General features: G+C 66.6%; 16 protein-coding genes. 15 read left to right on the forward strand and 1 reads right to left on the reverse strand.

From position 1 onward, the window contains the following. The first annotated feature begins 60 nt into the window (after window positions 1–60). From fabF to nagZ, 15 genes are all read left to right on the forward strand, one after another. Window positions 61–1,305, forward strand: a complete 1,245-nt coding sequence (gene fabF / locus QTI51_RS02710; RefSeq protein WP_116908273.1) for a beta-ketoacyl-ACP synthase II — start codon at window positions 61–63, stop codon at window positions 1,303–1,305. A gap of 13 nt (window positions 1,306–1,318) precedes the next feature. Then, complete coding sequence (locus QTI51_RS02715) at window positions 1,319–1,801, forward strand: hypothetical protein (RefSeq protein ID WP_116908272.1); 483 nt, start codon at window positions 1,319–1,321, stop codon at window positions 1,799–1,801. Window positions 1,802–1,811: 10 nt separating this feature from the next. Next, window positions 1,812–2,486, forward strand: coding sequence for an RNA polymerase sigma factor RpoE (gene rpoE, locus QTI51_RS02720; RefSeq protein ID WP_286512961.1), 675 nt, complete (start codon window positions 1,812–1,814; stop codon window positions 2,484–2,486). A gap of 17 nt (window positions 2,487–2,503) precedes the next feature. Further along, window positions 2,504–3,178 carry a sigma-E factor negative regulatory protein gene (locus QTI51_RS02725; RefSeq protein ID WP_116908271.1) on the forward strand — a complete coding sequence of 225 codons (675 nt, stop codon included), beginning with the start codon at window positions 2,504–2,506 and terminating at the stop codon, window positions 3,176–3,178. Between the two features lie 25 nt (window positions 3,179–3,203). Further along, window positions 3,204–4,304 (forward strand): MucB/RseB C-terminal domain-containing protein, encoded by a 1,101-nt coding sequence (locus tag QTI51_RS02730; RefSeq protein WP_116908270.1) that lies wholly within the window; start codon window positions 3,204–3,206, stop codon window positions 4,302–4,304. A gap of 115 nt (window positions 4,305–4,419) precedes the next feature. Then, a complete protein-coding gene (locus QTI51_RS02735; RefSeq protein ID WP_116908269.1) occupies window positions 4,420–5,910 on the forward strand; it encodes a DegQ family serine endoprotease in 1,491 nt (496 codons plus the stop codon). Window positions 5,911–6,432: 522 nt separating this feature from the next. After that, on the forward strand, window positions 6,433–8,244 hold the full coding sequence (gene lepA, locus QTI51_RS02740; RefSeq protein WP_116908268.1) for a translation elongation factor 4: 1,812 nt from the start codon (window positions 6,433–6,435) through the stop codon (window positions 8,242–8,244). Between the two features lie 8 nt (window positions 8,245–8,252). Continuing rightward, complete coding sequence (gene lepB / locus QTI51_RS02745; protein ID WP_116908267.1) at window positions 8,253–9,218, forward strand: signal peptidase I; 966 nt, start codon at window positions 8,253–8,255, stop codon at window positions 9,216–9,218. Window positions 9,219–9,254: 36 nt separating this feature from the next. After that, entirely contained in the window at window positions 9,255–9,623 is a 369-nt protein-coding gene (locus QTI51_RS02750; RefSeq protein ID WP_116908266.1) for a DUF4845 domain-containing protein, read from the forward strand. Between the two features lie 17 nt (window positions 9,624–9,640). Next, window positions 9,641–10,327 (forward strand): ribonuclease III, encoded by a 687-nt coding sequence (rnc, locus tag QTI51_RS02755; protein WP_116908265.1) that lies wholly within the window; start codon window positions 9,641–9,643, stop codon window positions 10,325–10,327. Window positions 10,328–10,334: 7 nt separating this feature from the next. Continuing rightward, complete coding sequence (gene era / locus QTI51_RS02760; protein WP_116908264.1) at window positions 10,335–11,300, forward strand: GTPase Era; 966 nt, start codon at window positions 10,335–10,337, stop codon at window positions 11,298–11,300. A gap of 1 nt (window position 11,301) precedes the next feature. Continuing rightward, window positions 11,302–12,075, forward strand: coding sequence for a DNA repair protein RecO (gene recO, locus QTI51_RS02765; RefSeq protein ID WP_116908263.1), 774 nt, complete (start codon window positions 11,302–11,304; stop codon window positions 12,073–12,075). After that, window positions 12,072–12,845 (forward strand): pyridoxine 5'-phosphate synthase, encoded by a 774-nt coding sequence (locus QTI51_RS02770; RefSeq protein ID WP_116908262.1) that lies wholly within the window; start codon window positions 12,072–12,074, stop codon window positions 12,843–12,845. The genes recO and QTI51_RS02770 overlap by 4 nt, the downstream gene beginning before the upstream one ends. A 13-nt stretch (window positions 12,846–12,858) precedes the next feature. Beyond that, window positions 12,859–13,251: a holo-ACP synthase gene (acpS, locus tag QTI51_RS02775; protein WP_093124095.1), complete on the forward strand. Its 393-nt coding sequence runs from the start codon at window positions 12,859–12,861 to the stop codon at window positions 13,249–13,251. Continuing rightward, window positions 13,248–14,348 (forward strand): beta-N-acetylhexosaminidase, encoded by a 1,101-nt coding sequence (nagZ, locus tag QTI51_RS02780; RefSeq protein WP_116908261.1) that lies wholly within the window; start codon window positions 13,248–13,250, stop codon window positions 14,346–14,348. The genes acpS and nagZ overlap by 4 nt, the downstream gene beginning before the upstream one ends. Window positions 14,349–14,357: 9 nt before the next feature. Here nagZ and QTI51_RS02785 read toward each other — a convergent pair whose 3' ends face one another. Then, window positions 14,358–16,328, reverse strand: a complete 1,971-nt coding sequence (locus QTI51_RS02785; RefSeq protein WP_116908260.1) for a glycosyltransferase family A protein — start codon at window positions 16,326–16,328, stop codon at window positions 14,358–14,360. Window positions 16,329–16,344 lie beyond the last annotated feature (16 nt).

Genomic DNA, 16,344 nt, shown 5'->3' on the forward strand with positions numbered 1-16,344 from the left:
TTAATTGAACCGCACGCGCCGACAGGCAACTGTTCAGCGCTTCCAGAAAGGTTTGCCGGCATGACCAAACGCCGCGTCGTCGTGACCGGACTCGGTTGCATCGCTCCTGTCGGAAACACCGCAACCGAATCCTGGGCCAACCTGTTGGCCGGGAAGTCGGGTATTGCGAACATCACCGCGTTCGATGCAAGCGCCTTCGCCTGCAAGTTCGCCGGTGAGGTCAAGGGTTTCGACATCACCCAATACATCTCGGAGAAAGAAGCGCGTCACATGGACCGCTTCATTCATCTGGGGCTCGCCGCCGCCATCCAGGCGGTGCAGGACAGCGGACTGCCGACCGGCGAAGCGCTGTCCTATGAAAAGGCCGTGCGCATCGGCTGCAACATCGGCTCCGGCATCGGCGGTCTTCCGATGATCGAACAGACGCATGGTGAACTGGTTGCGCGCGGCCCCCGTCGCGTGTCGCCGTTCTTCGTACCGGCGTCGATCATCAACATGATCTCCGGCCACGTCTCGATCAAGTACGGCTTCAAGGGCCCGAACATCGCGGTCGTCACGGCCTGCACCACCGGCCTGCACGCCATCGGCACGTCTGCTCGCATGATCGAGTACGGCGACGCCGATGTCATGATCGCCGGCGGCGCCGAATCGACCATCTCCCCGCTCGGCATCGGCGGCTTCACCGCGCCTCGCGCGTTGAGCACCCGTAACGACGATCCCGCCACGGCTTCGCGTCCCTGGGACAAGGACCGCGACGGTTTCGTGCTGGGTGAGGGTGCCGGCGTGCTGGTACTCGAGGAGTACGAACACGCCAAGGCGCGCGGCGCCAAGATCTACGCGGAAGTCGCGGGCTTTGGCCTGACGGGCGACGCGTACCACATGACCGCGCCCGACGTCGACGGCCCCCGCCGCTCGATGGCCATGGCGCTGGCCAATGCCGGCGTCAATGCCGACCAGGTCCAGTACCTCAACGCGCATGGCACTTCGACGCAGATCGGCGACCTCAACGAGACCAATGCGGTCAAGTTGGCGTTCGGCGATCACGCGAAGAAGCTGGTCGTGAATTCGACGAAGTCCATGACCGGCCACTTGCTGGGCGGCGCGGGCGGCATCGAGTCCGTGTTCACGGTCATGGCGCTGCACGAGCAGAAGAGCCCGCCGACCATCAACATCTTCAACCAGGATCCGGAGTGCGATCTCGACTACTGCGCCAACGAGGCGCGCGATCTGAAGATCGATGTCGCGGTCAAGAACAACTTCGGCTTCGGCGGCACCAACGGCACGCTGGTGTTCAAGCGCGCTTGAGCATTGCTCTTTCATGCACAGCGCGCCGTCGGTGACCTATCCGGTGGGGCGCTCGCGCAGTGCCACCCGGATTCTCGTTGTCCTTTGGGCCCTGGGCGCTTGCTGCGCAGGCGCGTCCTGCTATCTGATCGATAGCGTGGGATGGCGCCAGCTGCTGCTGGTGCTCAGCGTCGTGTTTTCCGGCGTCGCCGCGGGCTTCGGCTTGCGGCGCGATGGCGCCGGTGTTCTTCATTTCGACGGCCTCCACTGGTCGCTGGGTGGCGCCGACGCATCGCGTTCGGTGCACACCGCGCGGGCCTTGGTGGCGCTCGATTTCCAGTCGCTGATGCTGCTTCGCCTGAGCGAACCGGGCCGCGCGCGGCGCTGGGTCTGGGTCGAGCAGCGGGCCATGCCCGAACGCTGGCGCGACGTGCGCCGTGCGGTATATTCGCGCCCCCCGTCCGCAGCCCCTGCGGGCGACACCTGGCGTGCGACGGCTCCGGCCGACGCACCCTGAACGTTCGTCGATGACCACTTCTCCGCCGCCCGTGCCGCCGGATTCCGGCCTGACCGAGGCGCCCGCAGGGCCGCCGCGTCCGGGCGAGGTCGACTTCCAGCTGGTCCAGCGCACCGTCGCGGGCGACCAGAAGGCCTTCGAGCTGCTGGTCATCAAGTACCAGCGCCGCATCGAACGCCTGATCGGGCGCATGGTGCGCGACGTCGACCTGGTCGAGGACATCGCGCAGGAAACCTTCATTCGCGCCTACCGCGCGCTGCACCAGTTCCGCGGCGAGGCGCAGTTCTACACCTGGCTCTACCGGATCGCCGTCAACACCGCCAAGAAGGCGTTGGTGGACATGAAGCGCGATCCGACTGTCTCCGAAGCGGCACTGAGGCCGTCTTCTGAAGACGACGATGAAACTTACCGTCCTGGAAACGAACCAACCACCGACGAAACCCCCGAATCCGTCATGGCGGCGAATGAAATCGCCAGCGCTGTCGAAGCGGCCATGGAAGCGCTCCCTGCCGAACTGCGGCAGGCCGTGACGTTGCGCGAGATCGAGGGCATGAGTTACGAAGAGATTGCCGAGGTCATGAATTGCCCGATCGGCACTGTGCGTTCGCGTATTTTCCGGGCGCGCGAGGCCATTTCGGCCAGGGTCAAGCCACTGCTGGACAACCAGTCCGGCAAGCGTTGGTAAGTAAGCAGGTGAATGAAATGAATCAGACGATGACGGTTCGGGAACAGGTGTCCGCACTTGCGGATGGTCATTTGCACGGCGAGGCGTTCGCGCAGGCGATCGAGGCGGTCTGCGCCGACGGCGAGGCGCGCGAGGCTTGGCAGGCAATCCATGTGGCCGGCGACGTGCTGCGTTCGGGCTCGCACGCGCAATGTACCGACACCTCGGCGTTTTTGTCGCGCTTCCAGCAGCGGCTGGCGGCCGAGCCCGTGGTGTTCGCGCCGGTCGCGATCCCTGTCGCCGCTCCGGTGGCGCTGCCCGCGCAGCGCCGGGCGGAGGCAGCCAACGAGCCTGTGTTCCGCTGGAAGCTGGTGGCTGGCGCCGCGTCGCTGATGGCCGTGGCCGCCATCAGCTGGACGCTGGTCGGCAATGGCGCGGCGGTGCAGCAGGCCGGTCCCCAGGTGGCGTCGGTGCAGCAGCAACAGCAGCCGGCGGTGAATTCGGTGCTGGCTGCGGCCGCCGTCAACAGCGACCTGCCCGCCACCAACACGCTCACCCCGACCCGTGTGATCGTCGGCAACGGCAATCCGCAGGTGATGCTGCGCGATCCGCGCCTCGACCAGTTGCTCGAAGCGCACCAGCAGGCTGGCGGTGCTTCGCAAATGCCTTCCGGTTTCCTGCGCAACGCCACCTTCGAGGGCCCGACGCGCTGACCGCGCGCGCCCGCAGCCGCCCCTGATGACCGTTCAGATGCCGATCTCCGCACGCGCCTGCGTGCTTGTGTTTGCTGCTTTTTGCCTCGCGCAGGCTGCGACCGCGCAAACCCGTTCGGGTGCCGCGAACGCGAAGAGCGCCACCGCGACGGCCCAGACCGACGAACCGCCAGCGATGAGCGTGACCGAGTGGCTGCAGCGCATGCACGCCGGCGCCCGCCAGCGCAACTACATCGGGACCTTCGTGGTGTCGGCGCCGGGCGGCGACCTGTCGAGCGCGCGCATCTGGCATGTGCGCGACGGTGAGCACCAGATAGAGCGCATCGAGGCGCTGTCGGGGCCGCAGCGCTCCACCTTCCGGCGCAACCGCAGCGTCATGACCTTCCTGCCGGAGGCGAAGGTCGTGAAGGTCGAGAAGCGCGAGAACCTCGACCTCTTTCCGAACCTGCCGGACAAGCCCGACGGATCGATCGGCGACTTCTACGACGTACGCGCCATCGGCAAGGACCGCGTGGCGGGCTTCGACGCCGACGTGGTGCAACTGGTGCCGCACGACACCCTGCGCTTCGGCTACCGCATCTGGAGCGAGCGCCGCTCGGGCCTGGTGGTGAAGCTGCAGACCATCGACAGCGATTCGCGCGTGGTGGAGCAGTCGGCGTTCTCCGAACTGCAGCTCGACGCGCCCGTGAAGGCGCAGGCGCTGTCGCAGATGATGTCGAACACCGCCGGCTACCGCGTCGAGAAGCTCGAGCTAGAGCGCAGCAACGCACAGGACGAGGGCTGGACGCTCAACGCGCCCGTGGCCGGGTTCAAGCCGCGGAGCTTCTTCCGTCGGCCCACGGCGACCACCGCAACTGCGGCAACTGGCGACAGCAGCGGTAAGCCTAAGCAGGACGCCGCCACGGTCCAGTGGACCTTCTCCGACGGCCTGGCCTCGGTGTCGCTGTTCATCGAACGCTACGACGCCGCGCGCGCGCCGCGAGACGGTGTGCTGACCATCGGCGCCACCAATGCCATCCGCCGCCGCCTGCCCGAGCCGAACAGCGACTGGTGGCTGACGGCCGTTGGCGAGGTGCCGCAGCAAACGCTCAACGCATTCGCCCAGAGTCTCGCGCGCACGCGCTGATGCACGTGCTGATTTGTGGCACGGGCGCGCCCGGCGCCTATTGCGCTGAACCAAGCACGCAGCGCAGACTCATACCCATCGTTTCTAGCCGCTCTGTTCTTTTGAAAGAAAACCGATGATCTTCAAAGTCGAGGGACACAAGCTTCGTTCCGGTCTGCTGGCTTTCGCACTCGCGCTGACCGCGAGCGCCACTTTCGTGCCGGTGCAATCGGCCCATGCGCAGACGCGCACGCTGCCCGATTTCACCGACCTGGTCGACCAGGTCGGCCCCTCCGTCGTCAACATCCGCACCGTCGAGAAGGTCACGCCGCGCGCCGGCAATGGCGAGATGGACGAGGAGATGCAGGAGTTCTTCCGCCGCTTCTTCGGCCAGCCCATTCCGGGGCAACCGGGCCAGCCGCGCCAGGGTCCCACCCCGAAGCGCCCGCAGCAACCGCAGGAAGAAGAGCGTCCGCGCGGCGTGGGCTCCGGCTTCATCCTGACGGCCGACGGCTACGTGATGACCAACGCGCACGTGGTGGAAGACGCCTCCGAGGTGCTGGTCACGCTGCCCGACAAGCGCGAGTTCAAGGCCAAGATCGTCGGCGCCGACAAGCGCACCGATGTGGCCGTGGTGAAGATCGAGGCCTCGGGCCTGCCCGCGGTGAAGGTGGGCGACATTTCGAAACTGCGCGTGGGCGAGTGGGTGATGGCCATCGGCTCGCCGTTCGGCCTCGAGAACACCGTGACCGCCGGCATCGTGAGCGCGAAGCAGCGCGACACCGGCGAGTACCTGCCGTTCATCCAGACCGACGTGGCCATCAACCCTGGCAACTCGGGCGGCCCGCTGATCAACATGCGCGGTGAAGTGGTGGGCATCAACAGCCAGATCTACTCGCGCTCGGGCGGCTTCATGGGCATCTCGTTCTCGATCCCGATCGACGAGGCGATCCGCGTGAGCGACCAGCTGCGCACCTCCGGCCGCGTTTCTCGCGGGCGCATCGGCGTGCAGATCGACCAGGTGACGAAGGACGTGGCCGAGGCCATCGGCCTGGGCAAGGCGCAGGGCGCGCTGGTGCGCGGCGTGGAGGCCGGTTCGCCGGGCGAGAAGGCCGGTGTGGAGCCGGGCGACGTCATCACCAAGTTCGACGGCAAGGCCATCGAGAAGCCGAGCGACCTGCCGCGCCTCGTGGGCAACACCAAGCCAGGCACCAAGAGCACGCTCACGGTGTTCCGCCGCGGCGCGTCGCGCGACCTGAGCGTGACCATTGCCGAGATCGAGCCCGACAAGCCCGCCAAGCGCGCGGCTGATCGCGACGAACCGGCACCTAAGCCGCCGGCATCCGCCGCCGCGAAGTCGCTGGGCCTCGCGGTGAGCGACCTGACCGACGCGCAGAAGAAAGAGCTGAAGATCAAGGGCGGCGTGAAGGTCGATGCCGCCAACGAGGGCGCTGCCCGTGCCGGCCTGCGAGAGGGCGACATCATCTTGGCCGTGGGCAACGCAGAGGTGGCCAACACGAAGGAATTCGAGTCCGCCGTCGGCAAGGCCGACAAGAGCAAGGCGCTCAGCGTGCTGTTCCGCCGGGGCGACTGGGCGCAGTACGCCCTGATCCGGCCCGCACGCTGATACGGCGCTGGCGTCAAGTGGCCCCACCCGGCAGTCGGGTTTGGGGTCGTTTTTTTGAGGTGTTTACGACGTTCCGGCGCTGCCCATCAAAAAAATCTTGGGCGTCGAAAGCATCGTTTTTTGTTAGTGAAAACTAACTTTAAAGAAGGCTAAGGACGGATTTCGGTAGAATAGAGCACCCTCGGTGGTCGGTCAGCGCATAAGGAGTGCCTCGGCCTTCACGATGCGAGATGTTAGACAGCAGTCCACCGGTGCTCCACAGATCGCCCACAAGTTGTTCAGCAAGTGCTCCACCGATCCTGTTGATAACCTGTTTATATCTTTGATGTTGTGGACCTGCAACGACCCCTTTGGACCCTGTTCCCGGATGTACGTGCCTCCCTTTTTGCCTACAATGAAGTTCCAACTACTGCAGTTGCCATTGCTTGTTGGTTCAGGGCGCGTCTCCAGAAGACGCGCCCTTTTTTCTTGCCCGTCGCACTCTGCGGCCGAGCCAATTCAAGTACTTAAGCGTTCCCGTTGATGAATCACATCAGAAATTTCTCGATCATTGCGCACATCGACCACGGCAAGTCGACGCTCGCAGACCGTTTGATCCAACGCTGCGGCGGCCTCGCGGAACGCGAGATGGAAGCGCAGGTGCTCGATTCGATGGACATCGAAAAAGAGCGTGGGATAACCATCAAGGCACAGACCGCCGCGCTGCACTACAAGGCACGCGATGGACAGGTCTACAACCTCAATCTGATCGACACACCGGGCCATGTCGACTTCTCTTATGAAGTGAGCCGCTCGTTGTCCGCATGCGAAGGCGCGCTGCTCGTGGTCGACGCATCGCAAGGCGTCGAAGCGCAGACGGTGGCCAACTGCTACACCGCGCTCGACCTCGGTGTCGAAGTGGTGCCGGTGCTCAACAAGATCGATCTGCCGAACGCGGACCTCGACAACGCGCGCACCGAGATCGAAGACGTGATCGGCATCGACGCGACCGACGCGATTCCGTGCTCGGCGAAAACCGGCGTCGGCATCGACGAGATCCTCGAAGCCATCATCGCGCGCATGCCCGCGCCGCGCGGCAACCCCGATGGTCCGCTGCGCGCGATGATCGTCGACAGCTGGTTCGACGCCTACGTCGGCGTGGTGATGCTGGTGCGCGTGGTCGACGGTCGCCTGGTGAAGGGCGAGCGCATCAAGATGATGGCCTCGGGCGCGATGTACAACGCCGACAGCATCGGCGTGTTCACGCCGGCCAACGAAGCGCGCGCCACGCTCGAAGCGGGCGAGGTGGGCTACATCATCGCGGGCATCAAGGAGCTGCAGGCCGCCAAGGTGGGCGACACGGTCACGCTCATCAGGCCCGGCACCGGCGGTGCCGCCGCCACGGCCACCGAGGCGCTGCCCGGCTTCAAGGAAATCCAGCCGCAGGTGTTCGCGGGCCTGTACCCCACCGAGGCGAGCGAGTACGACTCGCTGCGCGACGCGCTGGAAAAGCTCAAGCTCAACGATTCGTCGCTTCGCTACGAGCCCGAGGTGAGCCAGGCGCTCGGCTTCGGTTTTCGCTGCGGCTTTCTCGGGCTGCTGCACATGGAGATCGTGCAGGAGCGCCTGGAGCGCGAGTTCGACCAGGACCTGATCACGACCGCGCCCAGCGTGGTGTACCAGGTGGTCAAGAACGACGGCGAAGTCATCATGGTCGAGAACCCGTCCAAGATGCCCGACGTCGGGCGCATGTCCGAAATTCGAGAACCCATCGTCACCGTGCACCTGTACATGCCGCAGGAATACGTGGGCTCGGTCATGACGCTGGCCAACCAGAAGCGCGGCGTGCAGCTGAACATGGCCTACCACGGCCGCCAGGTCATGCTGACCTACGAGATGCCGCTCGGCGAGATCGTGCTCGACTTCTTCGACAAGCTGAAGTCGGTGAGCCGCGGCTACGCGTCCATGGACTACGAGTTCAAGGAGTACCGCGCCTCCGACGTGGTGAAGGTCGACATCCTGCTCAACGGCGACAAGGTCGACGCGCTGTCCATCATCGTGCACCGCAGCCAGTCGCAGTACCGCGGCCGGGCGGTGGTTTCGAAGATGCGCGAGATCATTTCTCGCCAGATGTACGACGTGGCGATCCAGGCGGCCATCGGGGTCACCATCATTGCGCGTGAGACAATCAAGGCCCTTCGCAAGAACGTGCTGGCCAAGTGCTACGGCGGCGACATTTCCCGCAAGAAGAAGCTGCTCGAGAAGCAGAAGGCCGGCAAGAAAAGAATGAAGCAGATCGGCTCCGTCGAAGTCCCGCAAGAGGCCTTCCTCGCGATTCTGCAAGTCGAAGACTGATCACAAAAATGGCACTCATCACCTCCCTGGTCCTCGCGGCTTTCGCTGCCTATGTCGGCTCGTGGTATTTCGGCGCGATCGAAGGCAACTTCGCATTGCTGCTGTTCCTGGCCACGGTGATCACCGGCCTGTACTGGCTGGGCGAGCGCTTCTACTTCCTGCCGAAGCGCGAGCGCGCGGCCGCCAAGCTGGAAGCCTCGCTGGCCGAGCGCAATGCGCGCCTGGCCGAGCAGGGCATCAAGCAGGTCGACACCGCCGACGCGAAGTCGAGCGAGCGTCTGCTGATGCAGCCCTGGTGGCTGGACTGGACCGCCGGGCTGTTCCCGGTGATCCTGGTGGTGTTCCTGCTGCGCTCGTTCCTGTACGAGCCCTTCAAGATTCCTTCGGGCTCGATGATGCCCACCCTGCTGACCGGCGACCTGATCCTGGTCAACAAGTTCACCTACGGCCTGCGCCTGCCGGTGATCAACACCAAGGTCACCAGCGGCACGCCGCTGGCGCGCGGCGACGTGGTGGTGTTCCGCTACCCGCCCAAGCCGAGCATGGACTACATCAAGCGCGTGGTCGGCATTCCCGGCGACGAAGTGGCCTACCTGAACAAGAAGCTCACGATCAACGGCCAGCCGGTGTCCAAGCAGCCCGATGCCGACTACCTCGACAACGAGTCGATGCGCCTGCTCAAGCAGTACGACGAGAAGCTCGGCGAGAAGCAGCACAAGATCCTGAACGACGAAGCCGCGCCGTCCTTCGTGCCCGGCGCCAGCGACTTCCCGGGCCGCGAGAACTGCCGCTATTCGGTCGAAGGCGTGGTCTGCAAGGTGCCTGCCGGCAGCTATTTCATGATGGGCGACAACCGCGATAATTCCGCCGACTCGCGTTTCTGGGGCTTCGTGCCAGACAACAACATCGTGGGCAGGGCGTTCTTTGTCTGGATGAACTTCGGCGATCTGGGTCGCATCGGTCCGTTTCAATAAGCAGAGCTATCTGCATCGTTCGAGGGGTAAGAGGGCATGAGAACACATCGGTCAGTCCGCAGCAGGGCTGCGCAGCAGCGCGGCATTTCGTTCGTCGGCTTGGTGTTCGTCGCGGTGGTGCTGGGCTGCCTGGGCGTGGTCGTCGCGCAGGTCATTCCGACGCTGATCGAATGGCAGGCGATCGACAAGGCCGCCAACAAGGCCAAGGAAGGCTCCACGGTGCCGGAAGTGCGCGCCATCTTCGATCGGGCCCAGGCCATCGACGACTTCAAGTCGGTCAGCGGCAAGGACCTCGACATCAAGAAGGTCGGCGACAAGGTGGTGGTCTCGTACGCGTACGAGCGCGAGATCCCGTTGTTCGGCCCGGCCTACCTGACCCTCAAGTACAAGGGCGAGTCCCGCTGAACGCGGCGCTCAAAAAGGTGGACGGCAGCCTCGTCGCGCTGCAAGCGCGTCTCCAGCACACCTTCTCCGACCCGCGGCTGCTCCAGCTCGCGCTCACGCACCGCAGCTTTTCGTCCGACCACAACGAGCGCCTGGAGTTTCTCGGCGACTCGGTGCTGAACCTGGCGGTTTCTCACCTGCTGTACATCCGCCTGTCGGCCTTGCCCGAGGGCGACCTGTCGCGCGTGCGGGCCAACCTGGTCAAGCAAGACACCCTGCACCGCCTGGCGGTGGGGCTGGCGCTCTCGCCGCTGCTCAAGCTGGGCGAGGGCGAGGCCCGCTCCGGCGGCCCGAACCGGCCGTCGATCCTGGCCGATGCGCTCGAGGCGCTGATCGGTGCGGTCTACCTCGACGCCGGCTTTGCCGCCGCCCAGTCGCTGGTGCACAGGCTGTACGAGGCGGTGGAAATCAACCCGCGCATGGAAGCCGCGGCCAAGGATCCGAAGACCGAATTGCAGGAATGGCTGCAGGGTCACAAAATGAAGCTGCCGGTGTACCGCGTGGCCGCCACACTGGGCGCCGCGCACAAGCAGACTTTCGATGTCGAGTGCGAGGTGCCCGAGTTGGGCCTTCGCGAACGCGGCATCGGCGGCTCGCGCCGCGCTGGCGAGCAGGCGGCGGCCGCCGCCATGTTGATCCGGCTCAAGGCACGCGGCGCCGCGTGAAATCAGAATGAACGATGCTATCAATCCCGTAGCGGGACCCGAAGACACCGCAGGCGATGCGCCTGCCACCGGGCCGCAGCACTGCGGCCTTATCGCCATCGTCGGCAAGCCCAACGTGGGCAAGTCGACGCTGCTGAACGCGCTGGTCGGCCAGAAGATCAGCATCACCTCGCGCAAGGCGCAGACCACGCGCCACCGCATCACCGGCATGCGCACGATGGGTGCCACGCAGTACGTGTTCGTCGACACGCCGGGTTTCCAGACCCTGCATGCCAACGCGCTGAACAAGTCGCTCAACAAGACCGTGCAGGGCGCGGTCGGCGACGTGGACCTGATTCTTTTCGTGGTCGAGGCCGGCAGCTTCACGCCCGCCGACGAGCGCGTGCTCAAGCTGCTGGGCAAGGGCATTCCGACGGTGCTGCTGGCCAACAAGCTCGACAACGTGCACCGCCGCGGCGACATCGCGCCCTGGCTGCAGACCATGCAGGCCAAGCACGCCTTCGCCGAGTTCGTGCCGATGTCGGCCAAGAACGCCAAGGACGTCGAGCGCCTGTTCGGCATCTGCGAAAAATACCTGCCCGAGCAACCCTGGTTCTACGCCGAGGACGAGCTCACCGACCGCAGCGAGAAGTTCCTGGCCGGCGAGCTGGTGCGCGAGAAGCTGTTCCGCCTGACCGGCGACGAGCTGCCCTACACCTCGACCGTGATCATCGACAAGTTCGAGGAAGAGCCGCCGCAGAAAAAGGGCCAGAAGCGCCTGCTGCGCATTGCCGCCACCATCGTGGTCGAGCGCGACGGCCACAAGGCCATGGTGATCGGCGACAAGGGCGAGCGCATCAAGCGCATCGGCATGGAAACCCGCGTCGAGCTCGAGAAGCTGGCCGACGCCAAAGTGTTCCTCGAACTGTGGGTGAAGGTGCGCTCCGGCTGGGCGGACGACGAAGCCCGCGTGCGCTCCTTCGGCTACGAATGAAGTGGCCGCCGCCCACCGCGTTTCGCACGAACCGGCCTATGTGCTCCATCGCTACGACTGGAGCGAGTCGAGCCTGATCCTCGAGGTCTTCACCAGGCACCACGGGCGCATCGCGCTGGTGGCCAAGGGGGCGAAGCGGCCGAGCTCCAACTTTCGCCCGGTGCTGCTGCCGCTGCAGCCGCTGCAGCTCAACTACGGCGGCGATGCCGAGATCCGCACGCTCAAGGGCGCCGAATGGATGGGCGGGCACGTCATGCCGACCGGCGAGGCGCTGCTATCGGGCTACTACGTCAACGAACTGCTGTTGCGCCTGCTGGCGCGAGACGATGCGCACGAGGCGCTGTTCGACGCCTACGCGGGCGTGGTGCAGGTGCTGGCGAGCGAGCACGCCGGCGCCCAGGCCGCCACGCAGGCGGCGGCGCTGCGGGCCTTCGAGCTGATCCTGCTGCGCGAGGTGGGCCTGCTGCCGTCGCTCGAGGTGCAGACCCTCACGCTGGAGCCGCTGGACGACGCCGTGCGCTACAGCCTCGTGCCCGAGGCCGGCCTGCGCCAAGCCGCCGCTGGCGAGGCCGCGCTGGCCGGTATCGACTGGCGGGCGCTGCAACAGGTGCTGGACGATCGCGCACCTTTTTCCGCCACGCTGCGCGAAATTGCCGTCATGAACACCGGCAGCAACAGCGCCCTGCGAAACCAGCTGCGCGCCTTGCTCAACTACCATTGCGGCGTGTCCACGCTGCGCACGCGGCAAATGATGAGAGATCTGCAAGCACTATGAGCACTTCAGGCCACGCCCCCACGTCCACCGGCACCGCGCTGTCGGTCAACCTCAACAAGGTCGCGCTGGTGCGCAACACGCGCCACCTGGGCATTCCGAGCGTCGTGAAGGCCGCGCAGGCCTGCCTGGCCGCCGGCGCCCACGGCATCACCGTGCACCCGCGGCCCGACGCGCGCCACATCCGCGCGCACGACGTGAGTGACCTGTCCGAACTGCTCGCCAGCGGCTGGCCGGCCGTCGAATTCAACATCGAAGGCAACCCCTTCCAGAACCTGATGGACTTCGTGCGCGCGCTCAAGCCGCACCAGGCCACCTTCGTGCCCGACAGCGAAACCCAGTCGACCAGCGACCACGGCTGGACCTTTCCCGACGACGCCGAGCGCCTGCGCCCGCTGATCGCCGAGGCCCGCGCGCTGGGCGTGCGCGTCAGCCTGTTCATGGACCCGATTCCCGAGATGATGGCCGCGGTGAAGGCCGTGGGCGCCGACCGCGTCGAGCTCTACACCGAGGGCTATGCCGCCTCGCGCGGCACGCCTGAAGAAGAAGCCGTGCTCGCGCGCTATGCCGACACCGCGCGCGCCGCGCTGGCCGCGGGCCTGGGCGTGAACGCCGGGCACGACCTGAGCCGCGACAACCTCACGGCGTTCCTGCGCGCCGTGCCCGGTGTGCAGGAGGTGTCCATCGGGCACGCCTTCGTGGCCGATGCGCTCGAGCTCGGCTACGCCGCCGCCACGCGCGACTACCTGCGTTGCATCAGCGAGGCGCAGTGAACGTCGCCGCCGCATGATCTACGGCATTGGCACCGACATCTGCGACCTGCGTCGCATTGCCGCGACCTTCGAGCGACAGGGCGAGCGCTTTGCTCGCAAGGTGCTCAGCGACGCCGAATTCGCGGTCTGGCAGGCGCGCAGCGCGCGCTGGCCCAAGCGCGGCCTGAGCTACCTGGCGACCCGCTTTTCCGCCAAGGAGGCCTTCAGCAAGGCCGTCGGCATGGGCATGCGCATGCCCATGAGCTGGCGGCTGTGCGAGATCGCCAACCTGCGCAGTGGCAAGCCCGTCATCGTGCTGCATGGCGAGCTGAAGGAATGGTTCGAGGCGCAGGGCCTCACGGCCCATGTGACCGTGACCGACGAAACCGAATACGCCGCGAGCTTCGTGGTGGTGGAGAAGCTATGACCCCCGGGCTCGAACGCCCCCGCGCCGTGCACGCGCCGCTGATCGTCGACGTGGCCGGCACCGCGCTCACCGACGCCGACCGCCGGCGCCTGGCGAACCCGCTGGTGGGCGGCGTGATTCATTTCGCCCGCAACTGGCAAGACCGCGCGCAGATGACCGCGCTCAACGCCGAGATCAAGTCGATCCGGCCCGACCTGCTGATTTGCGTCGACCACGAGGGTGGCCGGGTGCAGCGCTTTCGCACCGACGGCTTCACCCACCTGCCGTCGATGCGCGCGCTGGGCGAGCTGTGGATGCGCGACGCCCTGCGCGCCACCCAGGCCGCGACGGCCGTCGGCCAGGTGCTGGCCGGCGAGCTGCGCGCGTGCGGCGTCGACTTCAGCTTCGCGCCCGTGCTCGACCTCGACTACGGCGGCAGCAGCGTCATCGGCAGCCGCAGCTTCCACCGCGATCCGCGCGTGGTGGCGCTGCTGGCCAAGAGCGTCATGCACGGCATGCTGCAGATGGGCATGCGCAACTGCGGCAAGCACTTTCCGGGGCACGGCTTTGTCGCGGCCGACTCGCACGTCGAGATTCCGGTCGACCAGCGCGCGCTCAAGGACATCCTGAGCGACGACGCGCAGCCCTACGACTGGCTCGCGGGCACGCTCAGCGCCGTGATGCCCGCGCACGTGATCTACCCGAAGGTCGACAAGCGGCCCGCGGGCTTTTCGTCGAAGTGGCTCAAGGCGGTGCTGCGGCAGCGGCTGGGTTTCGAGGGCGTGATTTTCAGCGACGACCTCAGCATGGAGGCGGGGCGCTACATCGACGGCCAGTTGCTCAGCTACGCCGATGCGGCGCTGGCGGCCATCGACGCGGGCTGCGACCTCGCCATGCTGTGCAACCAGAGCATCGGCGACGGCGCGCCGCTCGACAGCCTGCTGGACGGCTTCGGCGCGGCACGCGACACGGGCCGCTGGGTGGGCGATGCCGCCAGCGAGGCGCGCCGCCGGGCGTTGCTGCCGCCATCGGCAGCGCTGTCGTGGACCGATCTCGCGGGCTCGGCGCCCTACCAGGGTGCGCGGCGCATCCTGTCGCGCGGTGACCTGACGGCCTAAGCGCCTGCGCTAACCGGCGTCGCCCTGGAGCGGGGCTGGCGATGCAGCCGAAGCGTCCTGCGCGTGCCTGAACACCCGCACCGGCAACTCGTTGGACGCCGGTGCCAGGAACTGAGCGACCTCGAGGGCCATGAACTGGCGTTCCAGCCAGTCCCTGTCCGCCAGCCCCGCGTCGAAAAAGATCCGCAGCAGGCGCAACGCCTCGTGGCGAAGCGCGCGCGTCAAGGTCTCGTGCTCGACCCATTGCTGCTCCGGCGGCGCGGCCGGCTTGAAGCAGGCGTGCGCCAGGGCGTGCAGCAGGTCTTGCGCGAAATCCAGCGTCGGTGGCCAGTACAGCGCATAGAGCTGCGCGATCTGTTGCAAGGCTTCGCCCGTCGATTTCGGCAACAGGCAGGCCAGCACCAGCGCACGCGCCCGGGCGGCGAGTGCTGCTGAAGCATCGGCACCCAGGGGCGAAGGCAGCGTCGCCGGCCGGTGCAGCAGCTGCGGCAGTACCGCGAAACGCGCACCCGCGGCGGCGCTCTTGCACAGCATGTGAAGGTCGTCGTGCACCGCGAATTCCGGGTCGTGGCGCACGCCGCTGCGCGCCAGGAAGCTGCGGCGCACCATGCACGCCGACAGCTGCAGCGGGCGGGGCCCGAGAAATTCCACGAGGATGTCCTGGTGCCGCTCGGCGAACTCGAATGCGCCGTCTAGCGTGTCGCACCAGCACCCGACGATGTCGATGGCCGCGCACGCCTGCAGCAGCGCCGCCTGGCGCTGCAGGCGCTCGGGCGAGGGAATGTCTCCGGCGTCGGAGAACACGATGCAGCCGCCCTGCGCCTGTGCCAACGCGAGGTTGCGGGCGGTGGCGCGGTCGCAAGCGACCGGCAGCGAGATCAGTTGCGCATCGACGATGCCCGCTTCAGCGAGCAGGGCGGGCAGGCAGTCCACTTCCGCCGGAGCCACCAGCACCACGTGCAGCGACACGCCTCGCTGCGCCGACCAGGCCCGCAAGCTTTGCGACAGCGCACCGCGCGCATCGGGTGCATCCAGAGAGTCCCCGGCGGTCAGGCACACCGTCACGCGCGGCATGGCCGTGGCCCCGAAGCGGTCGGGCTGCTGTGCGCGCCAGTCCAGGAAGCGCTCGATGGCCGGCCCCACCAGCGGCGGCGCGAACGCGTGGCTGAACACGTCCAGCGCGTCGCGCTCGAGCGCCTCGCGCCGGGGCGGGTCGGCCAGCAGCTGTTCGATGGTTTCAATGAGCCGCTCGTACGGCGCGCCGACCACCGCATCGCGCACCGGCGCCTCGACCTCGCTGTCGGGATAGAGCTCGCAGACCACCGCCTTGCGATGGCGCAGCAGGATCGACAGGCGCGGCACTTCGACCACGCGCGACGCCTCCCAGTTGTGCAGGTTCAGCACGATCTTGGCGCGCCGCAGGAAGCCGTTGCGCTCCTCCAGCGTCCAGGCGCGCCCGCGATTGACTTCGACGCGCCATCCGCGCGCCATCAGCCCTTCGAGGATGTCGATGCGCCGCCGCGTCAGCGAACCGAAGAAGACCACGTCGATGTCCTGCTTCGCGTCGGGCAGCACGTCGGCCAGCGGCAAGATCTCGGCCGCGCCGGGCTCCCAGCCGAGCGCGACGTAGTCGGCGTTCCGGTAGCCCAGCTGGCGGTGCCGCTGGAAGTTCGACTTGCTGTACTCCCAGAGATAGCAGCGCTTCAGCACGTCCAGATAGCGCTCGTTCCATGCATGGGTGCCGTGCACCATCGGTTCGAAATTGACGACGATGCAATCGGGGTGGTGCTGCTCGATGTGCTCCCACGGCACATCCCAGAAGAAGAAAAGGATGTTGATTTCCCCCGGCACGATGTAGCAGGGCGTGAAGCGGGTCGGGTAGCCCAGGCTCTGCGCCGCCAGCCTGAAGGCCTCCACGATATCGCCGCAGGTCTCGTGCGAAGACAGCGAGGTGAAGTTGAGCCGGGGCAGGGTGGACATGGGGGCTCACGTTTCC

This window comes from Variovorax sp. J22G73, from assembly GCF_030317035.1.
Taxonomy (GTDB): Bacteria; Pseudomonadota; Gammaproteobacteria; order Burkholderiales; family Burkholderiaceae_C; genus Variovorax.

What these genes read in the sequence shown, in the direction of transcription:
- fabF (WP_116908273.1), top strand. Translation starts at nt 61, where the DNA reads ATGACCAAACGCCGCGTCGTCGTGACCGGACTCGGTTGCATCGCTCCT.
- QTI51_RS02715 (WP_116908272.1), top strand. Translation starts at nt 1,319, where the DNA reads ATGCACAGCGCGCCGTCGGTGACCTATCCGGTGGGGCGCTCGCGCAGT.
- rpoE (WP_286512961.1), top strand. Translation starts at nt 1,812, where the DNA reads ATGACCACTTCTCCGCCGCCCGTGCCGCCGGATTCCGGCCTGACCGAG.
- QTI51_RS02725 (WP_116908271.1), top strand. Translation starts at nt 2,504, where the DNA reads ATGAATCAGACGATGACGGTTCGGGAACAGGTGTCCGCACTTGCGGAT.
- QTI51_RS02730 (WP_116908270.1), top strand. Translation starts at nt 3,204, where the DNA reads ATGACCGTTCAGATGCCGATCTCCGCACGCGCCTGCGTGCTTGTGTTT.
- QTI51_RS02735 (WP_116908269.1), top strand. Translation starts at nt 4,420, where the DNA reads ATGATCTTCAAAGTCGAGGGACACAAGCTTCGTTCCGGTCTGCTGGCT.
- lepA (WP_116908268.1), top strand. Translation starts at nt 6,433, where the DNA reads ATGAATCACATCAGAAATTTCTCGATCATTGCGCACATCGACCACGGC.
- lepB (WP_116908267.1), top strand. Translation starts at nt 8,253, where the DNA reads ATGGCACTCATCACCTCCCTGGTCCTCGCGGCTTTCGCTGCCTATGTC.
- QTI51_RS02750 (WP_116908266.1), top strand. Translation starts at nt 9,255, where the DNA reads ATGAGAACACATCGGTCAGTCCGCAGCAGGGCTGCGCAGCAGCGCGGC.
- era (WP_116908264.1), top strand. Translation starts at nt 10,335, where the DNA reads ATGAACGATGCTATCAATCCCGTAGCGGGACCCGAAGACACCGCAGGC.
- QTI51_RS02770 (WP_116908262.1), top strand. Translation starts at nt 12,072, where the DNA reads ATGAGCACTTCAGGCCACGCCCCCACGTCCACCGGCACCGCGCTGTCG.
- acpS (WP_093124095.1), top strand. Translation starts at nt 12,859, where the DNA reads ATGATCTACGGCATTGGCACCGACATCTGCGACCTGCGTCGCATTGCC.
- nagZ (WP_116908261.1), top strand. Translation starts at nt 13,248, where the DNA reads ATGACCCCCGGGCTCGAACGCCCCCGCGCCGTGCACGCGCCGCTGATC.
- QTI51_RS02785 (WP_116908260.1), bottom strand. Translation starts at nt 16,328, where the DNA reads ATGTCCACCCTGCCCCGGCTCAACTTCACCTCGCTGTCTTCGCACGAG.